Source organism: Nonomuraea terrae (assembly GCF_044465245.1).
GTDB classification, from domain to species: domain Bacteria; phylum Actinomycetota; class Actinomycetes; order Streptosporangiales; family Streptosporangiaceae; genus Nonomuraea; species Nonomuraea terrae.
In genome coordinates this window covers 155,782-175,176 of record NZ_JBITLL010000001.1, presented here as the reverse complement: position 1 = coordinate 175,176, position 19,395 = coordinate 155,782, and the positions used below count along the sequence as shown (strand labels likewise).

The 19,395-nt window shown below is 73.3% G+C and carries 18 protein-coding genes; 5 read left to right on the top strand and 13 right to left on the bottom strand.

Features of this window, described 5'->3' with window-relative positions; genetic code table 11:
* Positions 1-5: 5 nt before the first annotated feature.
* The 10 genes from ACIBP6_RS00800 to ACIBP6_RS00755 form a co-directional block, all read right to left on the bottom strand.
* Entirely contained in the window at positions 6-1,247 is a 1,242-nt protein-coding gene (locus tag ACIBP6_RS00800; protein WP_397047449.1) for a serine/threonine-protein kinase, read from the bottom strand.
* 36 nt (positions 1,248-1,283) lie between these two features.
* Entirely contained in the window at positions 1,284-3,083 is a 1,800-nt protein-coding gene (locus tag ACIBP6_RS00795) for a serine/threonine-protein kinase (protein ID WP_397047447.1), read from the bottom strand.
* A gap of 16 nt (positions 3,084-3,099) precedes the next feature.
* Entirely contained in the window at positions 3,100-5,124 is a 2,025-nt protein-coding gene (locus ACIBP6_RS00790) for a protein kinase domain-containing protein (RefSeq protein ID WP_397047445.1), read from the bottom strand.
* A gap of 130 nt (positions 5,125-5,254) precedes the next feature.
* Complete coding sequence (locus ACIBP6_RS00785) at positions 5,255-5,767, bottom strand: YbaK/EbsC family protein (protein WP_132615773.1); 513 nt, start codon at positions 5,765-5,767, stop codon at positions 5,255-5,257.
* A 60-nt stretch (positions 5,768-5,827) separates the two neighbouring features.
* Positions 5,828-7,396: a flavin monoamine oxidase family protein gene (locus tag ACIBP6_RS00780; protein WP_397047443.1), complete on the bottom strand. Its 1,569-nt coding sequence runs from the start codon at positions 7,394-7,396 to the stop codon at positions 5,828-5,830.
* Positions 7,397-7,457: 61 nt separating this feature from the next.
* The gene (locus ACIBP6_RS00775) at positions 7,458-8,300 is read right to left on the bottom strand and encodes a M55 family metallopeptidase (protein WP_397047441.1); all 843 of its coding nucleotides are present in this window, start codon (positions 8,298-8,300) and stop codon (positions 7,458-7,460) included.
* 52 nt (positions 8,301-8,352) lie between these two features.
* Positions 8,353-9,561 (bottom strand): DUF6395 domain-containing protein, encoded by a 1,209-nt coding sequence (locus ACIBP6_RS00770; protein ID WP_397047439.1) that lies wholly within the window; start codon positions 9,559-9,561, stop codon positions 8,353-8,355.
* A complete protein-coding gene (locus tag ACIBP6_RS00765) occupies positions 9,552-9,914 on the bottom strand; it encodes a hypothetical protein (RefSeq protein ID WP_397047437.1) in 363 nt (120 codons plus the stop codon). The genes ACIBP6_RS00770 and ACIBP6_RS00765 overlap by 10 nt, the downstream gene beginning before the upstream one ends.
* A 99-nt stretch (positions 9,915-10,013) precedes the next feature.
* Positions 10,014-10,787 (bottom strand): enoyl-CoA hydratase/isomerase family protein, encoded by a 774-nt coding sequence (locus tag ACIBP6_RS00760; protein ID WP_397047435.1) that lies wholly within the window; start codon positions 10,785-10,787, stop codon positions 10,014-10,016.
* Positions 10,788-10,810: 23 nt separating this feature from the next.
* Positions 10,811-11,467 (bottom strand): hypothetical protein, encoded by a 657-nt coding sequence (locus tag ACIBP6_RS00755; protein WP_132615767.1) that lies wholly within the window; start codon positions 11,465-11,467, stop codon positions 10,811-10,813.
* 110 nt (positions 11,468-11,577) lie between these two features.
* Here ACIBP6_RS00755 and ACIBP6_RS00750 point away from each other — a divergent pair, with 110 nt between their 5' ends.
* A complete protein-coding gene (locus ACIBP6_RS00750; protein ID WP_132615766.1) occupies positions 11,578-11,862 on the top strand; it encodes a HesB/IscA family protein in 285 nt (94 codons plus the stop codon).
* A gap of 73 nt (positions 11,863-11,935) precedes the next feature.
* On the opposite strand, the gene ACIBP6_RS00745 is transcribed toward ACIBP6_RS00750, so the two are convergent.
* Positions 11,936-12,628, bottom strand: a complete 693-nt coding sequence (locus ACIBP6_RS00745; RefSeq protein WP_397047432.1) for a rhodanese-like domain-containing protein — start codon at positions 12,626-12,628, stop codon at positions 11,936-11,938.
* A 126-nt stretch (positions 12,629-12,754) separates the two neighbouring features.
* Between ACIBP6_RS00745 and ACIBP6_RS00740 the strand changes: the two genes are divergently transcribed.
* Entirely contained in the window at positions 12,755-14,740 is a 1,986-nt protein-coding gene (locus ACIBP6_RS00740) for a CehA/McbA family metallohydrolase (protein ID WP_397047430.1), read from the top strand.
* A 120-nt stretch (positions 14,741-14,860) separates the two neighbouring features.
* On the opposite strand, the gene ACIBP6_RS00735 is transcribed toward ACIBP6_RS00740, so the two are convergent.
* Positions 14,861-15,562: a TetR/AcrR family transcriptional regulator gene (locus ACIBP6_RS00735; RefSeq protein ID WP_397047428.1), complete on the bottom strand. Its 702-nt coding sequence runs from the start codon at positions 15,560-15,562 to the stop codon at positions 14,861-14,863.
* Positions 15,563-15,656: 94 nt separating this feature from the next.
* On the opposite strand from ACIBP6_RS00735, the gene ACIBP6_RS00730 reads away from it, so the two are divergent.
* Positions 15,657-16,592, top strand: coding sequence for a zinc-binding dehydrogenase (locus ACIBP6_RS00730; RefSeq protein WP_397047426.1), 936 nt, complete (start codon positions 15,657-15,659; stop codon positions 16,590-16,592).
* A gap of 41 nt (positions 16,593-16,633) precedes the next feature.
* Positions 16,634-17,611 carry a zinc-binding dehydrogenase gene (locus tag ACIBP6_RS00725; protein ID WP_397047424.1) on the top strand — a complete coding sequence of 326 codons (978 nt, stop codon included), beginning with the start codon at positions 16,634-16,636 and terminating at the stop codon, positions 17,609-17,611.
* 4 nt (positions 17,612-17,615) lie between these two features.
* On the opposite strand, the gene ACIBP6_RS00720 is transcribed toward ACIBP6_RS00725, so the two are convergent.
* Positions 17,616-18,086 carry a helix-turn-helix domain-containing protein gene (locus ACIBP6_RS00720; protein ID WP_397047422.1) on the bottom strand — a complete coding sequence of 157 codons (471 nt, stop codon included), beginning with the start codon at positions 18,084-18,086 and terminating at the stop codon, positions 17,616-17,618.
* Positions 18,087-18,147: 61 nt separating this feature from the next.
* On the opposite strand from ACIBP6_RS00720, the gene ACIBP6_RS00715 reads away from it, so the two are divergent.
* Positions 18,148-19,392, top strand: coding sequence for an MFS transporter (locus tag ACIBP6_RS00715; RefSeq protein ID WP_397047420.1), 1,245 nt, complete (start codon positions 18,148-18,150; stop codon positions 19,390-19,392).
* Positions 19,393-19,395: the final 3 nt, after the last annotated feature.

The window sequence follows — 19,395 nt, the reverse complement described above, 5'->3', positions numbered from 1 at the left end:
GCGGGTCACGCCGACAACAGGAAGACGATCCCGACGACCAGCGCCGTCCCCGCGAACAACGCGAGCACGGGGGTGCTGAACGTCGCGGCCAGCCCGAAGCACAACCCCACCACACCCGCGACGGAGACGAAATCCACGATCATGCGGCTGCGCCGGTAGGGGCCGCGCGAGAACAGCGCCACCCCGGCGTCGCAGACCACCGCCAGCGCGTACGCCGCCAGCAGGAACAGCGCCACCTCCGGCCACGGCTCGCGGGCGGCGGCCGCCAGCAGCGACACGAACAGGCCGGAGCCGATCAACCAGCGCCGGCGCACCTTCTCCCGGTGCCGCGCCCTGGACTCCTCCACCGAACGGCGGTGCCGCTCCTGACCGGGACGCCACTCGCGGGTCTCCAGATCGTCGCCGGCCGACCGCGAGCGCACCACCGGGACGGGCTGCGGCGGGACGGGCTGCGGCGCGACGACGTGGCGCACGTGTGAGACGGGCGCGACGCCGAGCCTGGCGCAGATCTGCGCGGCCGTGGGCCGTGCGGCGGGCTCGGTGGACAGGCACGCGCGTAACAGCGGCTCCAGCCACTCCGGCGCGCCCTCCAGGTCGGGCGGGTGGTGCACCACCCGGTAGGCGACCGCCGAGGCCGGGCCCTGCCCGTACGGCTGCCGCCCGGTGGCGGCGTAGGCCAGCGTCGCCCCGAACGAGAACACGTCGGCCTCCATGCCCGCCTCCCGGCCCTCCAGGATCTCGGGCGCGAGGTAGCCGGGCGTGCCGACGACCGCGCCGGAGGCGGTGACCGACAGCGAGTCGAGCGCGCTCGCGATGCCGAAGTCGATCACGACGGGCTCGCCCTCGGTCACGATCACGTTGGCCGGCTTGAGGTCGCGGTGGACGACGCCCGCCTCGTGCATGGCGTGGAGCGCGTCGGCCAGCCCGGCGGCCAGCCGCCGCAGATCGGCGACCGGCACGGGCACGGCGCTGAGCGGCCTGCCCTGGACGTAACGGGTGACGAGGTAGGGGCGTTCGCCGTCCAGCGAGGCGTCGAGCACCTCGGCGATGTGCGTGCCCCCGACCCTGCGCATGGTCTCGACCTCGCGCGCCAGCCGGGCCAGCGCGCCGCCGTCGGCGGCGACGTGCGGATGCAGCACCTTGACCGCGACCGTGCGCCCCTCGTGATCGAGCGCCAGGTGGACCTCGCCGAAGCCACCGGCGCCGAGCCGGGAGAGGAGCTCGTACGGGCCGAGGTGGTCGCTCATATCTCTCACTCTCCCCCGGGGCGGTGGCGAGGACACTCAGGACCAGGGATTCACGAACCCCAGCCCGAGACCGTCCATGAGGCTGCCGATCAGGCCCGTGATGAGGCCCATCGTGGTCTGCGTGGCCTCGTCGGCCAGGTCGTCGATGACCGACTCGGGCGCCCGCCAGGGCGCCCAGACGGGATCCTGGCCCAGCGCGAACATCACCGCGAACATCGCGGCCGTGCCCATCAGCACGACGGCGACCAAGGCCGCCCCCGGGCTGCGCAGCACGCTCGTGAGCGTGCGGGTGACGGCCTGGCGCGGCGCGCCGCCGCCGGGCAGCACGAACAGGCCCGCCGCGAAGGCGCCCGCCGCGTAGGCGGCGGCCTCGTTGACGCTCATCTGCCCGGCCCAGTGGAGCACGCCCCAGACGCACACGCCGAACAGCAGCGCGAACGGCACGTGCACCACCGACACGAGCGCGGACTTGATCAGCGCCCATGGGGTGCCGACCAGGACGAGCAGCGGGTCAGCGGCGCTGCTGCCGCGCGTCTGGCGGCGCTTGACGAGGTCGCCGAAGAGGTATTCGCCCGTGCGCAGCACGATCGCGAGCGCGACGGCGATCGCGCCCACCATGACCGGCATCATGACGGTCAGCGCGACCAGCGTGACCAGCGTGAGCAGGCCGACGAACTGGCTGCCGAACAGGTAGCGCCTGCGCTCGGCGGGCGGGGTGTACTGGCGCGGCGCGGCCGACGGCGGGGTGTACTGGCGCGGCGCGGTCGACGGCGGCGCGGGCCTGGCCTGCGTCGGGGCCGGATAGCCGGCCACCCGCTGGTCGGCGCGGGGCAGCGGCCGGGCCGCGACCGGCGCGGGCACGTAGGGCGGCGGGCGCTCCTCACGGCGCGGCGCGGGCGGCGGCGGAGGCGGCGGCGCCGGCTCGGCGTAGTCGACCGGCGGCAGCAGATCGGAGAACGAGTCCATGGTGCGGGTGCGGTCGGCCAGCCGTTTGGTGCCCGTCGGCCCCTCGAAGGACGTCTCGTTGAACGTGGTCACCGCCGGGTCGAGCGCCCTGGCCATCCGCAGCAGCGCGGGCGCGCTGGGCCTGGCCTCCGCGTCGACCTGCAGGGCCCGGGAGAGCCAGTGGCGCAGCCAGGCGGGCGCCTTGTCGAGCTGGGCCCGCCCCTCCATGATGTTGAAGCAGACCGCCTCGAACGTGCCCGTGCCGAACGGCGGCGCGCCGGTGGCGGCGAAGAACACCGTCGAGGCCAGTGAGTGCACGTCGGCGGCCTGGGTGATGTCGGAGTCGCGGATGATCTCGGGCGCGAGGTAGCCGGGCGTGCCGACGAACATGCCGGTCTGCGTCAGCCGGGTGGCGTTGACCAGGTGGGCGATGCCGAAGTCGATGACCAGCGGCTCTCCGTCGACCAGCATCACGTTGGACGGCTTGAAGTCGCGGTGGATGACGTCGGCCGCGTGGATGGACACGAGCGCCTGGCAGAGCCCCTGGGCCAGCCTGATCAGCTCGCGCGCCTCCAGAGGACCGTCGGTGAGGACGGTCTCCTCCAGCGTGCGCCCGGGCGCGAACCGCGTGACGACGTACGGCTGACCGCCGACCAACTCGGCGTCGATCACCTCCGCGACGTACGGGCTGCGCACCCGGCGCATGGTCTCGACCTCGCGGGTGAGCCGGTCGCGCGCCTTGAGGTCGGCCGCCACGTGCGGATGGAGGACCTTGATGGCGACCTCGCGGCCCTCGCCGTCGAGGCCGAGGTGGACGACGCCCATGCCACCCTCGCCGATCTTCCTGACCAGCCGGTAAGGGCCGAGGCGTTCTGGTGCTTGGGTGCTCATCGCCGCCTTCCCCGCGTCATCCCCCGGAACTCTCCCTCAGTCCTGCCAACTGCTCGATGATCGGATCGACGTTCAGCGGAGTCCATACGGCTCCCCTCGGATTGTCCCCGAACGTGCTGGCCGCGACGACCAGCGAGAGCCCCGCGCCTGCCGCGAGCACTCCCGCCAACACCATCGCCGCTGTTCTCGAGGGTACGAGGGATGCGAGCGTTCTGCGCATCTGCTTGCCGGGACCCTCGACTCCGGGGCCCGCGCACAGCGTCCACAGGGCGACGGCCGCGCCCCACGCCAGCGCGTACGACGCGTCCATTCCGGCCACCACGGTGAGCAGCAGCGTCACCGGCAGGCCGAGGATGAGCGCGTAGAGGACGAGGGCGAGCGTGATGCCCGCCGACCTGGCCAGCGCCGCGGGGAACGCGAGCACCCTGACCAGGTCGAGCGCCGCCGCTCCTGCCGCCCTGCGGGCCGTGAGCTGCGGCTGGGCCATGTCCGCCGCGCGCAGCAGGATCGCGACCGGGATCGCGACGACGGCCACGACCACGGGCGCCAGCACGGCCGCAACGATCATCAGGATCAGCAGCATCGCGCTCGCCACGCCGTACGCCTTGGAGCGCTGCAGCAGCCTGCCCGGCTGGACGCCCGGGACGTACGGCTCGCGCTGGGTGGGCGGATCGGGCTGGTAGGGCGGCTGCGCCGGGATGTAGGGGGGCACCTGGACCGGGATCGGGTTGGGCCGCTGGTAGCCCGGCCCGCCGGCCTGCGGCCCGGAGCCCGGGTACGGGCCCGGCTGCGAGCCCTGCTGGGAGCCCTGCGGCGCCGGCGGGAAGCCTGGCCGCCGCTGGTCGGGGGCCTCGGGACGGACGCGCCTGGTGGGCACGTCGGACTCGCCCGGGGGCGCCACGGGCCCGTTGGCGGAGGCCGGGGGCGGCGCGTAGGGGCCCACGTCGCGCTGCTGGATGCGCCGCAGCTCCTCCGGCGTCACCCTGCGGGTCGGGTAGGGGTCGGCCTGGTCGGGCAGCAACGACTCGTACGGCTGGTCACGGGAGGCGCCGCCGAGCAGCGACTCGTACGGCCGGCCGGGCGCCGACGGTTGTTCGGCGCCGTCGATCAGCCGCCGCGGCGTCATCGGCGGCGTGGAGACGTCGTAGGGCGGTTTGTCCCCCACCCGCGGCGGAGGCGGGAACGGCACCGGCCGCGGCGGGTCGGTGCGCGCCGGCACGGTGGTGATCTCCTCGGACCGGCCCGGCGGCTTGGACGGCAACATCCGCGCGGTCTGCTCGGCCAGCTCGGCCGCCTTGGGGCGCTTGGCCGGGTTGCGCTGGAAGGCGGCCTTCAGCAGCGGCCGCAGCTCGGGAGGCGCCGCGCCGATGTCGGCCTTGCCCGCGGTGATGTTGTAGAAGACCATCTCCAGCGTGCCCTTGCCGAAGGGCGGCTGGCCGGAGGCGGCGAAGAGCAGGGTGCCGGCCCAGGCGTGGACGTCGACCTCGGGGCCGGCCTCGTGGCCCTCGATGATCTCGGGCGCGAGATAGCCGGGTGTGCCGATGAACATGCCGGTCTGCGTCAGCCGGGTCGCGTCGACCGCCTGCGCGATGCCGAAGTCGATCAGGACGGGCTCGCCGTCGAGGATCAGCACGTTGCCGGGTTTGAGGTCGCGGTGGATCACTCCCACCGAGTGGACCGCGGCCAGCGCGGACGCCACTCCGTGGGCGACCTTGACCAGGGCGGGCAGATCGAGCGGACCGTCGTCCTTGACGATCTCGTCGAGAGGGCGGCCGGGCACGTAGCGGGTGACGATGTAGGGGCGATGACCGGTGACGTCGGCGTCGAGCACCTCGGCGATGTAGCCGCTGCGGACCCGCTGCATCGTCTCGACCTCGCGCGAAAGCCGCCGCCTGGCGACCTCGTCACCGGCGACCTCCGCGCGCAGGACCTTGACCGCCACCTGGCGCCCCTGCGGGTCGACGGCGAGATGGACAACGCCCATCCCGCCTTCACCGAGCCGCCTGAGCAGCCGGTAAGGGCCGAGTCGGTCATCGTTCATGGCATGAAGCACCATACCGGCTTAATCCCCGCCCACGAGATGAACCACGAGGCCACATTCCCACTCGTACAACGTCCAGAAAGGCCCCATCGGTTTCCCATCCAACGGTCTCGAAACGGCTTCGGTTTTGTCATCCGGCCAAGGAGAGCACCTCTGCCCTCTTGAGGCCGGCCAGGGCGGCGCCCGAGATCGCGAGCTTCGACCGGCGCACGCCGCTGCCGATCACCACTCGCGCGTGCTCGGCGACGTGCGTGTCCACCAGGATCGGCCACTCCTCCGGCAGGCCGATGGGCGTGATGCCGCCGTACTCCATGCCGGTCAGCTCGACCGCGTCGGCCATCGGCGCGAAGCTGGCCTTACGGGCGTCGAGGTGTTTGCGCACCACGCCGTTGACGTCGACCCGCATCGTCGCCAGCACCATGCAGGCGGCGTAGCGGGTCTCACCGCCCCGCTTGGCCGCCACGACCACGCAGTTGGCGGACTCGTCGAGGCGCACGCCGTAGCGCTCGCAGAAAGCCGCCGTGTCGGCCAGATCGGGGTCGATCTCGGCCACCTCGACGCCCTCCACGTGTGTCACGGCGCGGGCCACCGGCTCCGCCAGAAGGTCGATCCGCTCGGTCGGGGTCACCCAGTGCAACGTCATCCCATCTCCTCGTTCGCTTCTCCCAGGAGCCTATTGCGGCCCTCAGGAGCAGCGGGCGCGTCACGGGGACCGCAGCACGCGTTCGTGCAGCTCGGTGACGACACCGCGGGCGGACTCCATGGCCCCCGCCTGCCAGGCGATCAGGTGGGTCAGCCAGTCGCCCGCGAAGTAAACCCTTCCGGCGGGGCGTTGCAGAAGAGTGAAGGACGAATCAACGGACGGCCAGCGCACCCAGCCGCCCTCGATGTGCTCCTGGCGCTCCCAGGCGATGGAGGCGCTGGACAGCACGTTCTGCCGGTACTTCTCGCCGTGGATCTTCTTGCCCTGGGTGAGAGCGCGGCGGCGGCGGTCGTCGGGGGTGAGCGCGGCGTAGAGCTCGGCGTTCTCGTCGGTGTTGTAGTAGCCGACGAGCAGGCCGCGCTCGGAGTGGTAGCCGTGCGAGGGGTACCAGATGTGGGTGATGTCCAGGTCGGTCTCGGTGACGCCGCCGTAGATGCGGTCTTCCAGCTCCCACCAGCGGATGCCGTACTCCAGGCCGATCTTTCCGGCGGGCACCGGGACCGGGGTCCGCAGGGCCGCGGTGACCTGGGCGCCGAGGTTGTGCGGGATCCTGGCGAGCAGGTGGGGCGGGAGCGCGGCGATGCAGTAGTCGGCCTTGAGGGTGCCGCCGGTGCCGCCGGTGCCGCGGGTGTACGTCACCTCGACGCCGTCGGCCAGAGTGGTGATCTTCGTGACCCGGGCGCCGGTCCTGATCCGGTCGGCGCCGACTGCCTCGACGAGCTTGGTCACGATGGCGTCCATGCCGCCGACCGGCTGGAACATGGGGGTGGCCTGGTCGTAGCCGAAGTCGTTGGTGATGGCGTGGCCGGTGCCGGCGGCGAGGACCTGGTGGAGCGAGCCGGGGGCGGTGATGGGGGTGCCCGCACCGATCGCCGGAAATTCCGTGAAACCGCGCCGCTCCGAGCCTGCGTACTCCAGCTTCGGGCCCAGGTCGCCGAACCTGCGCAGGAAGTCCAGCAGCCGCTCCCGGTCGTCCTTGGTGATCATCTTGTCGAGCGCGCCGAGGTCGGTGGCCTTGGCGAGGAGTTCGGCGACATATCCGTACATGTCGGCTTGGGCGGTGCGGGCGCGCAGGGTCTGGCCGTTGGTGTGGACGTACGCCGCGGCGTTCCTGTTGACGAACGTCTCGATGGGGATGCCCAGCTCACGGCAGTAGTCGAGGGTCACCATCCAGGGCGCGATCCGGCCGGGGCCGGCGTTGAAGTAGACGCCCTCGCCGAACCTGACCTCCTGGGCCGGGCCCCTCAGCTCGGTCAGGCGGTCGCCGCCGCGCAGCGTGAGGTTCCGGCCGCCCGCCTCGGCCCTGGCCTCCAGGACCGTGCAGTCGTAGCCGGCCTTGCCCAGCTCGTACGCGGCCGTCAGCCCGGCCACACCCGCTCCGAGGATCACCACCGAGGCCGCCGCCCTGCCGCGCAGGGTGAAGTCGCCCGGCCGCGGCGGCGTGAACGCCTTGTCCTGCTCGGACGGCGCCAGGCCGAGCGCGCCCATGGCGGCGTACATGGCGCCGGCGCCGCCGGCCGCCCCGATCCCGACGAGCAGCCCGCGCCGGGTCAGCGCCGCGCCTTCCACCTCTTCCGCTCCCTACGCCCGTTCTGTACGCCCGTTCCGCACGCCCGTTCCGTCGTGTCCGTCAGCCGTACGGGCCGCTGCCGCAGGCGACCTGGCCGCCGATCGAGGCGAAGATGCCGAAGAGCGCCATGATCTGGGTGAAGTCGTCGGTGGTGAACTCGGTGTGGCGCGGCCCCGCCGACTTCACGCCGGGCACCAGCGACACCGCCGCGGCGATGGCCGTCGAGTTCCACTCGACGCCCAGCGTGTACGGCGGCGCCACCGCATACGGCGTGAATTCGTTCAACCGGTCGAGCGCGCGCTGCATGCCCTCACGGATCAGCCGCTGGGCGACGACGGGGGCCAGCAGCTCGGCCGAGAACTTGCCGATGCCGTTCTTCACCGCCACCGTCTCGACGTCGCCGAGCAGCTCGCGGGCCTCCTCGCCGACGGCCTCGTCGCCGGTCACCATCACCACCGGCACCCCGTGGAACCCGGCGCACGCGGCCACCAGCCGGGTCTCGCCGCACGGCTCGCCGTTGAGGTAGACGTTCTGGATCTCCTTGCCCATCCAGGTGTGGTTGAGCACGCCGTGGGGCACGCCCGCGCGGGCGTGGTAGCCGACGAACGCGGCCGCCTGGAACGTCCCGTCGAGGCCGTGGGCCATGCGCTGCGCCTTGCCGGGGCCCCTGATCAGGGTCGCCCGCGGGTCGAGCAGGTCGATGCGGAGGTTCTTGGTGGAGCCGTGGGCGTCGTTGACCAGCACGCCGCTCGCCCCGCCCGCGTACGCGCCCTCGACGGCGGCGTTGGCGTCGGCGGTCATCAGCTCACAACCGCGGTCGTAGCCGCGCTCGCCGGCGTGCATCTCCTCGGGGTCGGTGAGCCCCGTCACGCCCTCCATGTCGACCGACAGATAGACCTTCACACTCTCTCCTCAACCACCGGCCGGCCTGGAACGCGCCGGGAAACCGCTGCTGTCAGGTGCCCCACGTCTCCACCCGGCGCACCTCGTCCTCCGTCATGAGACCGACGTTCGCCTCGACGAACGACGCCGCCTCCGCGCGCCACCGCTCGGGGATCTCGCCGAGGGCCGGCGGGTAGCAGTGCTCCAGCCAGCTCGTGGACTCCTCGGTGACGTCGAAGTGGTCGAGCACCGGACCGAACACCGTGTCCTCGATCCCGGGGACGCGGGCCAGCCCGTACTGGATCATCTCCTGTCCCCCGTACGGCGGCTTCTTGAGCCACTTGCGGGCGACCGGGCTGTCGCGGGTGACGGGCGTGTCGAGCGGGCGGCGTTCGACGGCGGCCTGGATCAGCTCCTTGTACAGGCACTTGCCGCAGACGCGGCAGGGGCCGCCGGTACCGCGCAGGCACCAGCGCACCTGCTCGCGCAGCGGCGAGCCGAGCGCCAGGCGCATCGTGACGGCCTCGCTCACCCCGCCGACCGGCAGCACGATGTGCACGCCCGCGGCGGCGAACAGGCGGCCCCACCGGCCGTGCGGTGCCCACATGGGGTTGTCGGGGGTGAAGCGCCACAGGTACCGGCCGCCGCCGAGCCAGCGCGAGCCCATCTCGTAGCCGAAGCCGAGGCCGCCGAGGTCGAGCCGGTCGGCCAGGAGCAGCGCCCCCGCCGCCACCGCGTGGTGCTCGGGGTAGCCGGGACGGGGCTCGGCGAGGGTGTACTCCAGGTCGGAGGTGACGACGCTCAGCTCGCGGCCCGTCCGGGCCGCCAGTTCGGCCAGCACGTCGGAGCGGTAGTGCGGCCAGCGGTTCGGGACCCGAGGGTGGTTCACCCGGCGGAAGTGCACGAACGGCGCCTGCGGGTACATCGTGGCCGCCGCCACCGAGTCGGCCCCGCCGCTGTACGAGATCGCCAGCCTGGCCCCAGGGCGCCGCCGCTCGGCCCCGACCGGGCCGGCCTCGATCCCCCAGCCGTCGTGCAGGGCCTCGGCCAGCTCCGCCGAGATCGCGCGGTCGAACGTGATCCGCCTGCGCGTCCAGGGCGCCACGACCGTCCAGGCGGCCACGGCGTACAGGTCGGGGTGGGCGTCTTCCGGGACGCCACCGATCGTGCAGGAGTTGATGGCCAGCTTGATCGGGTGCTCGTCGGACGCCTTGCCGGTGATCTCGTCTTCAGGGTCGAGGCGGAAGCTCAGCTGCGGGCCGGCGCTCCACGTCACGCGCACGGCTGTTGCTCCGTACGGGTCCGGGCGCGCAGCTCGTCGATCGCCTGCCAGACCAGGACCTCGTTCTGCAGCACGCCGTCGAGGGCCTTGGCCGTCTCCTGGGCGAGCCTGCGAGTCTCGTCGACCTTGGCCCGCAACGCCGGGTCGGCCGGCTTGGGCGCGGCCGTCCGGGGGCGGGCGTCGCGGAGCCGTTCCACTTCCTTCTGCAGGGTGGCGACCTCGCGGCGCAGGGTCTGGACCTCCCAGAGCGCGTCCCTGATGTCCTGGCGGTGATCAGAGATCGAGATGTAACGGGAGTCGAACCATGTCCGCACGGCCTTCCTGAGCCCGGCGGGGACGAGGACGCGCATCATGAAACGCCACCATAGTGGTAATCCCTCGCCGATAATGACGAGGGCTCCACTTCCGCATGGGCGGGGCATGTGGGAAGTTCACCCCCCGCCTCGGGTACGTCAGCGGCCGGTGAACTTCGGCTTCGACTTCTCGGCGAACGCCCGCATGCCGATGCCGGCGTCGTCGGTGGCGAACAGGCCGGAGAACTGCAGCCGCTCGATCTCCAGGCCGGTGTCGAGGTCGACCTCCAGGCCCTGGTCGACGGCCTGCTTGGCGGCGCGCAGCGCGACCGTGGCGCCGCCCACGAACGTGGCCGCCCACTCCAGCGCCGCCGTGTAGACCTGCTCGTCGGGCACCACGCGGTCGACCAGGCCCATCGCGAGTGCCTCGGCGGCGGGCACGTGACGGCCGGAGAAGATGAGGTCCTTCGCGCGGGCCGGGCCGACCAGGCGCGGCAGGCGCTGGGTGCCGCCCGCGCCCGGGATGATGCCGAGCAGGATCTCCGGCTGGCCCAGCTTGGCCGACTCGCCCGCGACCCGGAAGTCGGCGCACAGGGCGAGCTCGCAGCCGCCGCCCAGGGCGTAGCCGCTGATGGCGGCGATCACCGGCTTGCCGATGCGGGCGACCGCGGTGAAGCAGTCCTGAAGCGTGCGGGAGTGCCGGGCCATGTCGGCGTACGACATGCCGGCCATCTCCTTGATGTCCGCGCCCGCGGCGAACACGCGCTCGCCGCCGTACAGGATCACGGCCTGGACCTGCGGGTCGCCGTCGACGATGCCGGCCGCCTCGGCGATCTCCCGCTGCACCTGGCCGTTGAGGGCGTTCATCTTCGGACGGTCAAGACGGATCGTGGCGATCTGGTCGGCCACCTCGACGCTCACAAACTCACCCATGTGCCGAACCTAACAGGACATGGTCATCGCGCCGCGGCCGACTTGACCTCCTCCACGGTCTTCTTGCTGCGCGACACCCGGACGAGCGCCGCCGACAGGCGGGCCAGGTCGTCGCCCGAGCCGACCAGCTTCGCCAGGCGGCCGGGCTGGCGCGGCAGGCCGAGCTTGCCGGCGCCGTCGAGCACCCGCTTGTCCAGGTGCGGCGCCACCTGCGGCCAGACGGCCTGGACCTCGCGCAGGAAGATGTCCGCCCCGGTCGGGCCGATGCCGGGGAACTCCATCAGCAACGACGCGATGCGCCCCTCGTCGCCGCCGGCCTCGTCGCGCAGCTTGCGCAGGTCGCCCTTCCAGCGCTCGATGAGCAGCTCGGCCCCCTCGCCGAGCATCGTGGAGGTGCGCTCGTCGTAGCGTCGGTAGTGGCCGCGGCCCAGCGCGTCCACGCGGTCCTGCCAGCTCGCGTCCCGCATGCCCTTGGGCGTGCCGTAGCCGGCGGCGAACAGCTCCTTGGCCGCGGCCACGGCCACGTCCGCCGAGATGCGGGCGCTCAGCAGCGTGGCCAGGACGAGCAGCTGGTAGAGCGGTTTCGGCCGGTCGGACAGCCGGATGCCGGCCTCGCCGCAGAACGTGCGGCCGTAGCGGTCGAGCAGCGCGTCGAGCACGGCTCCCTCGTTCTTCCCCATGCGGCCTCCGCTACCCGGGACCCGTCGCGGCATTCCACGCGGCGGGTTTGGCTCCGAACCCCTCGGGGAGGCGACCCGAGGACCGACACGACACACGAAGGAGCAGGGTCGTGCTGACACTGACTGACAACGCCGTGACGGCCATCCGGGACCTGATGGTCGGCGAGGACGTGCCCGCCGACGCGGGCCTGCGGATCGCGCCGAAGGAGGACCAGGCCGGGACGCTGGAGGTCTCTCTGGCGAGCACGCCGTCCGAGGGCGACCAGGTGGTCGAGAAGGAGGACGTGCGCGTGTTCGTGGCACAGGACGCCGTGCAGGTCCTCGACGACAAGTCGCTCGACGCCCAGCCCGGCACGCCGGGCCACCCGACGTTCCGCCTCAACCGCCGGGCCTGAGCCCGGCCCGCTCCACGCGTGGAGCATCGTCCGGCCGACCCATGGGTCGGCCGGCGGCGTCTCAGCCGGCGTCTCAGCCCTGGTCGGACTCGGTCTGCGGCGGGCGGGCGTCGCCGAGGCCGAACAGGCCGACCAGCGTGCCGTCCTGGTGGGTGACCACCACGTGGTCCACCTTGGCCTTGTCCATGCGCTGGACCAGCGCGTCGATCTCCTCGCTCGGGCGTACCGTGGTCGCGCTCAGCCGCATGGCGCTCTCGGCGGTGGCGTCCAGGTCGGCGCCCTTGAGCTCCCGCGATCCGATGACCCCCTGGACGACGTCGTCCTCGTCCACCACGACGGCGAGGCCGGCCGGGTCGGCGATGATGCGCTCGGTGAGCGAGCCCAGCGGGTCGTCCAGGACGGCCGTGACCGGGTCGCGCCGGACGGTCTGCGACACCAGCGCCGCATGCCCCTCGTACGGCAGGTCCGCCGAGAGCCAGTCCATCTTGCCCAGGCCGTAGTCGTGGACCTGGGTGAAGCCCAGCCGCTCCAGCCGGTGGGCGGCGCGCGGGCTCAGGTCGCAGAGCGCGTCGTGGCAGTAGACGACCACCGGGCGCGCCGGGTCCAGCGTCGTCGCGGCCGCCCTGTCGAGCTGCCACAGCGGCACGTTGCGCGCCCGCGGCAGGTGCGCCCAGGCGTATTCGGGCTCCGGCAGCACCTCGACGAGCTGGGCCTCCCCCGTGTCGAGAAGCTCCTGCACCGCTTCTCTTTCGATGATGTGCGTCATGTCCACCAGCTACCCCGATAGGGGGGACACAGCGGACGATTCGTGTCACGATGACGGCGCGTCCTCATCAGGGAGTGTCCGATGTGTAACGATCCGTTGCTTCCCGATCCGTTTCTGCCCGATTCCGTGGCGTCCGCGGTGGCCGAGTACCGCGCGCTCCGCGACGCGCACGGCCCCTGCTGGGGCGAGCCGTCCCTGTCGTACGTGGCCCAGGCGTGGGCCACCGTCTACCTGGACCGCCGTCACGACTTCTGGAACACCGGCCTGCGGCAGGTCGCCGAGCGCCATCCCGAGGTGTCCGCCGTCGAGCTGGAGGACTACCTCGGCGAGGTGGACGTCGCCCGCGTGGTGCGCGACGCGCTCGGCGGGGACGTGCCGGACAACCTGCCCGTGTTGCGGGTGACGCCCGGCGGTTGCGCGCTGGAGGCCGACACGCGGGTGGTGCTGGAGGGGGCGGCGTTCCGTACCGCGCTGTTGCTCGACTCCAGCAGGGATCAGCCGGTCACCGTGGTCGTGGACGGCACGCCGTACCCGGTCGAGCCTCGTGGGGCCCGGATCGTCGAGGTGTCCGGATCCGTCGTCGTCGACGGCCGGCCGGTCGACCTCGCGCCGCTGGGCAGGCGGGTGGCCTCGGCCACCGTACGGGTGCGGGCGGGGTTCCCGTGCCGGTGGAGCGTGACGACCGCGAACGGCCAGGGCTGGTACCCGCAGGGTGCGCCGCCCAAGCTGGACGGGAACCGGCAGCCGTACTTCCACGGCGACGACCTCGTGGTGGACGTGCCGGCCGAGCCGATCACCGTGACCGTGGCCAGGGGCATGGAGTACACCACCGCCGAGGTGACCGTGACGCCGCGGGCCGGCGCGGAGACGCTGGTCGAGCTGGCCCCCGAGCGCCTGTACGACGCCGCCGCCCGCGGCTGGTACGGCGGCGACCTGCACGTCCACCTCAACTGGATGGGCGAGGAGCCCGCCGTCCCCGAGCTGGCCGCCGCCGCGCAGCACGGCGAGGACCTGCACGTGCTCAACCTGGTGGCCGGCAACGTGGCGGGCGAGCGCGTCTACGACGTGGAGGCGCTGGAGCGCTGGGTGGGCGAGGACCTGCCGTGGTCCGACGAGCGGCACCTGGCCCGGCTGGGCGTCGAGTACCGCAACGACCTGCTCGGCCACTGCACGGCGTTCGGGCTGCGCGGGCTGCCGAGCCGCTACCACACCGGCTTCCGCGACACGGTCGACTGGCCGCCGAACGCGGTGGCGTGCGAGGAGATGCGGGCGCTCGGCGGGATCATCTCGTACGGCCACCCGTTCCACACCGCGTTCGGCGACGACGACCCCCCGGACGTCGTGCTCGACCGCGCGCGCAACTGCTCGGCCAGGGAGATCGTGGTCGGCGCCGCGCTGGGCCTGGTGGACACGCTCGACGTGCTCAACCACTCGTCGATCCTGGCGACGGCGGCCGTCTACCGGCGTCTCGTCGGCGCGGGCAACCGGATCGGGGTCTCGGCCGGGACCGACGCCGTGCTGTCGTTCTGCCGCCGCGGCACCGCCTCCGCCCCGCCCGGCTGGGAACGCGTGTACGCCGACGTCGCCGGCCCCCTCACCGCCGAGTCGTACGCCGAGGCGGTCGCGCTCGGCCGGACGTTCGCCACCACCGGGCCGTGGCTGGAGCTCGCCGTGAACGGCCACGGGCCGGGCGCCACGCTGGAGCTGCCTGCCGGGCAGGAGGTGGAGATCACGGTCTCCTCGATCGGGCCGGAGGTCGAGACCCTGGAGATCCGCACCGCCGCGGGCGTGCTCGCGCAGGGCCCCGCGGGGCGGCTGACGGCCACGCTGACGACGGACGAGCCGACGTACGTGGTGGCCGTGGCCTCCGGGCCGCCGCACCCGCGCTCCCAGCACCGCCGCGGCGCCTACGCCCACACCAGCCCGGTGTACGTGGACGTGGCCGGCGCCCACGTGGCCAGGGAGGCGGACGTGCGCTGGTGCCTGGCCTGGCTGGACCGCCTGGAGCAGCTGCTCCGCGAGTTCGGCCGCTTCGACACCCCCGCCCAGCTCGACGACCACCTCGCGCTGTACGACCGAGCCAGAAAGATCTATCACTCCCGCCTTCGCTGACCACGGCCTCGGACGGGGAGCGCCCGGCTCAGGCCTCGATCGGGCCCGCGTCGGGATCCACGGCGACCGGCTCCCGCCCCAGGGTCTCCGCGGCCGGGGGCGGCGGCTCCCGCCCGGCCATCACGTCCCAGAACGGCCCGTGCGCGATTCACGGCCGCGGCGACCCTGGGGCGGCGTGCCCGGGCCGGGCGGGCAGCTCCTGGGGGCGGCGGTCAGGTGGAGGCTGCCGGGGAGGGCGGCGACCGCGTCGCGGACGCGGGCCGCGAGCTCCCGCCCGTCCGGGCGGTCCCGGGCGCCGGCCGCCCACCCGTCGAGGGCGTACCGCCACGCCGCGACCAGCATGTCGCCGGCCAGCCGGGGACGGGCGTCGTCCGGCAGGTCGAGCCTGCGGTGCAGGATCTCCAGCACCGAACGCATGGTGCTGTCGCAGAAGTGCAGGGTGTGGGCGTCCATCGAGGGTGTCTGCCGCGACAGGCGGTAGCTGAGCAGCGCCCGGCCGGCCCACGTGTCGTCGCCCACCCGGTCCAGCGCCGCGAGCAGGGTCGCCTCCATCAGCTCCAGCAACGGCCGGCCGTCGGGATCGGCCGTCTCCAGCCCTTCCAGGAAGGCCCGCCACATGTCCTCGAGAGGCGCCATCGCGACGTCCTCCTTGCTGGCGAAGTAGCGGAAGAACGTGCGCTTGGACACCTCCACCTCGTCGCAGAGCTCGTCGAGGGTGACCCCGCCGAAGCCGCGGCTGCCGAAGAGGGTCAGGGCCGCGTCGATCAGCGCCTGGCGGGTGCGCTGTTTCTTCCGTTCGCGCAGCGGTGATCCGGCGGTCATGCCCACAGTGTAGCCCCGGAGGCGAGGGCCGCTTGTAAGCGAATGCCACTGAGTGGCATATCGTCGTAGCGTCATCTCGAGAAAGGCGCATCCCATGCGTGCCCTGCTGGTCGACCACTCCACCGCCTCCGGTCTCCGTCTCGGCGAGAGCCCCGACCCCGTACCGGCCGCCCACCAGGCGCTGATCCGGGTGAGCGCCACCTCGCTCAACTTCGGCGAGGTGAGCCATGCCCTCTCCCAGGCCCCGGACGTCGCCGTCCTGGGCTGGGACGCGGCCGGCGTGGTCGAACGCGCGGCCGCCGACGGCTCGGGCCCGCCCGCCGGCACCCCGGTGGTCACCATCGGACCCGACGGCGCCTGGGCGGAACTGCGCGCCGTCGACACCGCCATGATCGGCGCCGCCCCGGACGGGGCCGACCTGGGAGCGATGAGCACCGTCCCGGTGGCGGGCGCCAGCGCGCTGCGCGCCCTGCGCAGGATCGGCCCGCTCCTGGGCAAGCGCGTGCTGGTGACAGGCGCCACGGGAGGCGTGGGACGGTACGCCGTACAGCTCGCCCGGCTCGGCGGGGCCCACGTCCTCGCCTCCACCGGCGACCCCGCACGGCGGGGAGAGGAGCTGCGGGCGCTCGGCGCCCATGAGGTGATCGCCCACCCCGAGCAGGCCGGCGCCCCGGTGGACGGGGCCGTGGACAACGTCGGCGGGGCCCAGCTCGTGGCGGCGTTCGAGAAGCTGGCGCCGCACGGCACGCTGGTCGCGGTCGGCCACACGACGGGCGAGCCGGAGACCTTCCCGTTCGGCGCCCTCGTCGGCGACGGCGGGCGGCACGACCGCTCCCTCGTCACCTTCTACCTGCTGGACGGCTCCGACCTCGTGCCCGATCTCACCTGGCTGGCCACTCTCGTGGCGTCGGGCGACCTGGACCCCGGCATCTCATGGCGCGGCGGCTGGGAGCGGGCGGACGAGGCGATCGCCGCACTGCTCGGTCGCCGCCTCCACGGCAAGGCCGTGCTTGACGTCAAGCTTGGTTGAGGTTGCAGGCTCGGAGGCGACAGCCCACGAGAGGACACACCATGCACGCCGTCGTACTGCACGCCTTCGGACCCGCGGAGAACCTCACGTACGAGACCGTCCCCGATCCCGAGCCAGGCCCCGGGCAGGTGCGCATCGCCGTCAGGGCGGCCGGGGTGCACCTGGTGGAGACCAAGCTGCGACAGGGCGTGTCCGACGGTTTCCTGCCGCCGCTGCCGGAGCTGCCCGCGGTCTTCGGCGGCGAGGTGGCCGGGCGGGTGGAGGCCACCGGGCCGGGCGTGGACCCCGCCTGGGTCGGCCGCGACGTCGTCACCGCCGGCGGGCAGCCGGGCGGGTACGCCGAGCTGGCCGTGGCCGACGTGACGGCCGTCCACCGCACGCCCGTCAACCTGGACTACGACACGGCCGTCGCGATGATCGTCACCGGCTGCACCACCCTGCAGTTCCTGGACGTGGCCAAGCTGACCGCCGACGACGTCGTGCTGGTGACCTCGGCGGCGGGCGGGATCGGGCGGCTGGTCGTCCAGTACGCCCAGGGTCTCGGCGCGCGGGTGATCGGCGCGGCCGGCGGGCCCGCCAAGGTGGCCGCCGTACGGGAGCTGGGCGCCGACCTGGCCGTCGACTACGACGAGCCCGGCTGGGAGCGGACGGTCGCCGAGCGGCTCGGCGGCCGGAAGGTGACCGCCGTGCTCGACGGGGTGGGCGGGGCCAGGGCGCGCGCGACGTTCGGCCTGCTCGCCGACGGCGGCCGGTTCCTCACCATCGGCAACGCCTCCCACCAGCCGGTCGACCCGGACCCTCGACTGCTGGACGAGCGGTCCCTGACCGTGACCGATGCCCTGCTGCTCATCCTCGGACGCGGCCATGAACGCCCCGAGTACGAGGCCAGGGCTCTGGCGGCGGCGGCCGACGGCAGGCTCGTCCCCGCCGTCCAGACGTTCCCGCTGGCCGAGGCCGCCGCCGCGCACGCCGCCCTGGAATCCCGGCGCACCACGGGCAAGGTCGTGCTCGTCCCGTGAGCGGTCATGGGCCGCCCCGCCGATCGGCCGGGTGGCCCATGACCAGGACGAGCGCGTCCAGCAGGCGTTGCCAGTCGGTCTCGGGCAGCTCCCGCCCGAGCGGCGCGGCGGCGCCGGCCAGCGCGTCGAACAGCCTGGTCCGCACGGCCCGGTCGTCACCCAGCAGCCCGGCCAGCGCTCCGGCCGCGTGCCGGAAACGGTGGCCGCGCGCGAACTCCAGCAGGGACGCCGGCACGACGGGGGCGGCCGGGCCCTCGTCCGCGCCGGGCTCCGCCATGGTGATCACCAGGCGGGTGCCGAGCGCCTCGGCCAGCCGGTCGAGGGCGGCGACGGTCGGGTTTCCGCGGCCGTTCTCCAGGTTGGCCACGTAGGGCACCGACAGGGCGGCGTCGGTGGCCACCGACGCGACGGTCCGGCCGAGTGCCGCCCGGCGGCGGCGCAACCGCCGCCCCAGCTCCGCATGATCGACGCTCATATTTTGACAGGATACTCGATCCTCTGTTTCTCTCCTCACAGGAGAAGACTCTGGAGGAACGATGGTGCCGCCGGCTCTGCGCGTACGGGACTTCCGGCTTCTCTGGACGGCGCGAGGGATCGCGGGGCTCGGCACGAGCATGCTCGTCGTCGCCATCCCCGCCCATGTCCACGCCGTCACCGGCTCGGTGCTGGCCACGGGCGTCACCCTCGCCTTCGAGTACCTGCCGTCGCTGCTGCTGGGGCCGTTCGCCGGGGTCATGGCCGACCGGTGGGACCGCCGCCGGCTGATGATCGCCACCGATCTCGGTCACGCGCTGGCCATCTCGGTGGCGCTGGTCGCCGTGACGCCCGAGACGATCTGGCTCGTGTACCTGGCGGTGCTCGGGCAAGGCTCGGCCGCCGTCGTCTTCCGGCCCGCCGCGCAGGCCCACATCCCGGCCGTGGTGGGCACCGGACCGGTGCTGACCAGCGCGAACTCGCTCAGCGCCGTCACCACCGGCGTCGTCGGGCTCGTCGGGCCACCGGTCGGCGGGCTGGTGTTCGCGTTCGCGGGGATCGGCGCGGTCGTCGCCGCCAGCGCCACCGCCGGGCTCCTGTCCGCGGCCACCATCGCCCGAACCTCCACCCGGACCTCCACCCGAACCTCCGCCCGCCGCACGCCCCCGGATCCGGCGGCCGCCCCACGGCGGGTGCTCGACGAGATCCGCCATGGGCTCCGGTACGTCCGGCACGCCGCCGCCACCCGGGGCCTGCTGGTCGCCAACAGCGTCTACCTGCTGGCCAACGCCGCGCTCACCGCCCTGCTCGTCCCGTTCGGCGTGACCCAGCTGGGCGGCAGCGTCCAGGTCGGCTATCTGCTCTCCGCGCTCGGGCTGGGGTTCCTCGCCGGCGCGCCCGTCAGCCGCCGGCTCGCCGACCGCGGCGCCGCCAGGACGACCGTCGCCGCCGGGCAGGTGCTCGTCGCCGGAGCGTTCGCGCTGCTGTTCAACAGCACCGCGCTCCCCGTCGCGCTGGCCGCCGCGTTCCTGCTCGGCCTGCCGGCGGTGACCGTGCTGGTCTCCGTGCACACCTGGGTGCAGCGGACGACCCCGGAGGGGCTGCTCGGCCGGGTCAGCGCGGCTTTCCTGACTCTGGAGGCCGTCGCGACGATGCTCGGCGCCCTCGCGGGCCCCGCCGTCAGCGAGGGGTCCGGCCTGCGGGTGGCGCTCAACGCCGCCTGCGTGGTCGCGCTGCTGTCCGCGCCGCTCACTCTCTGGCTCGTCCCCCGGCGCCTGACCGTGTCAGACGAACCCGTCAAGAAGTGAAGA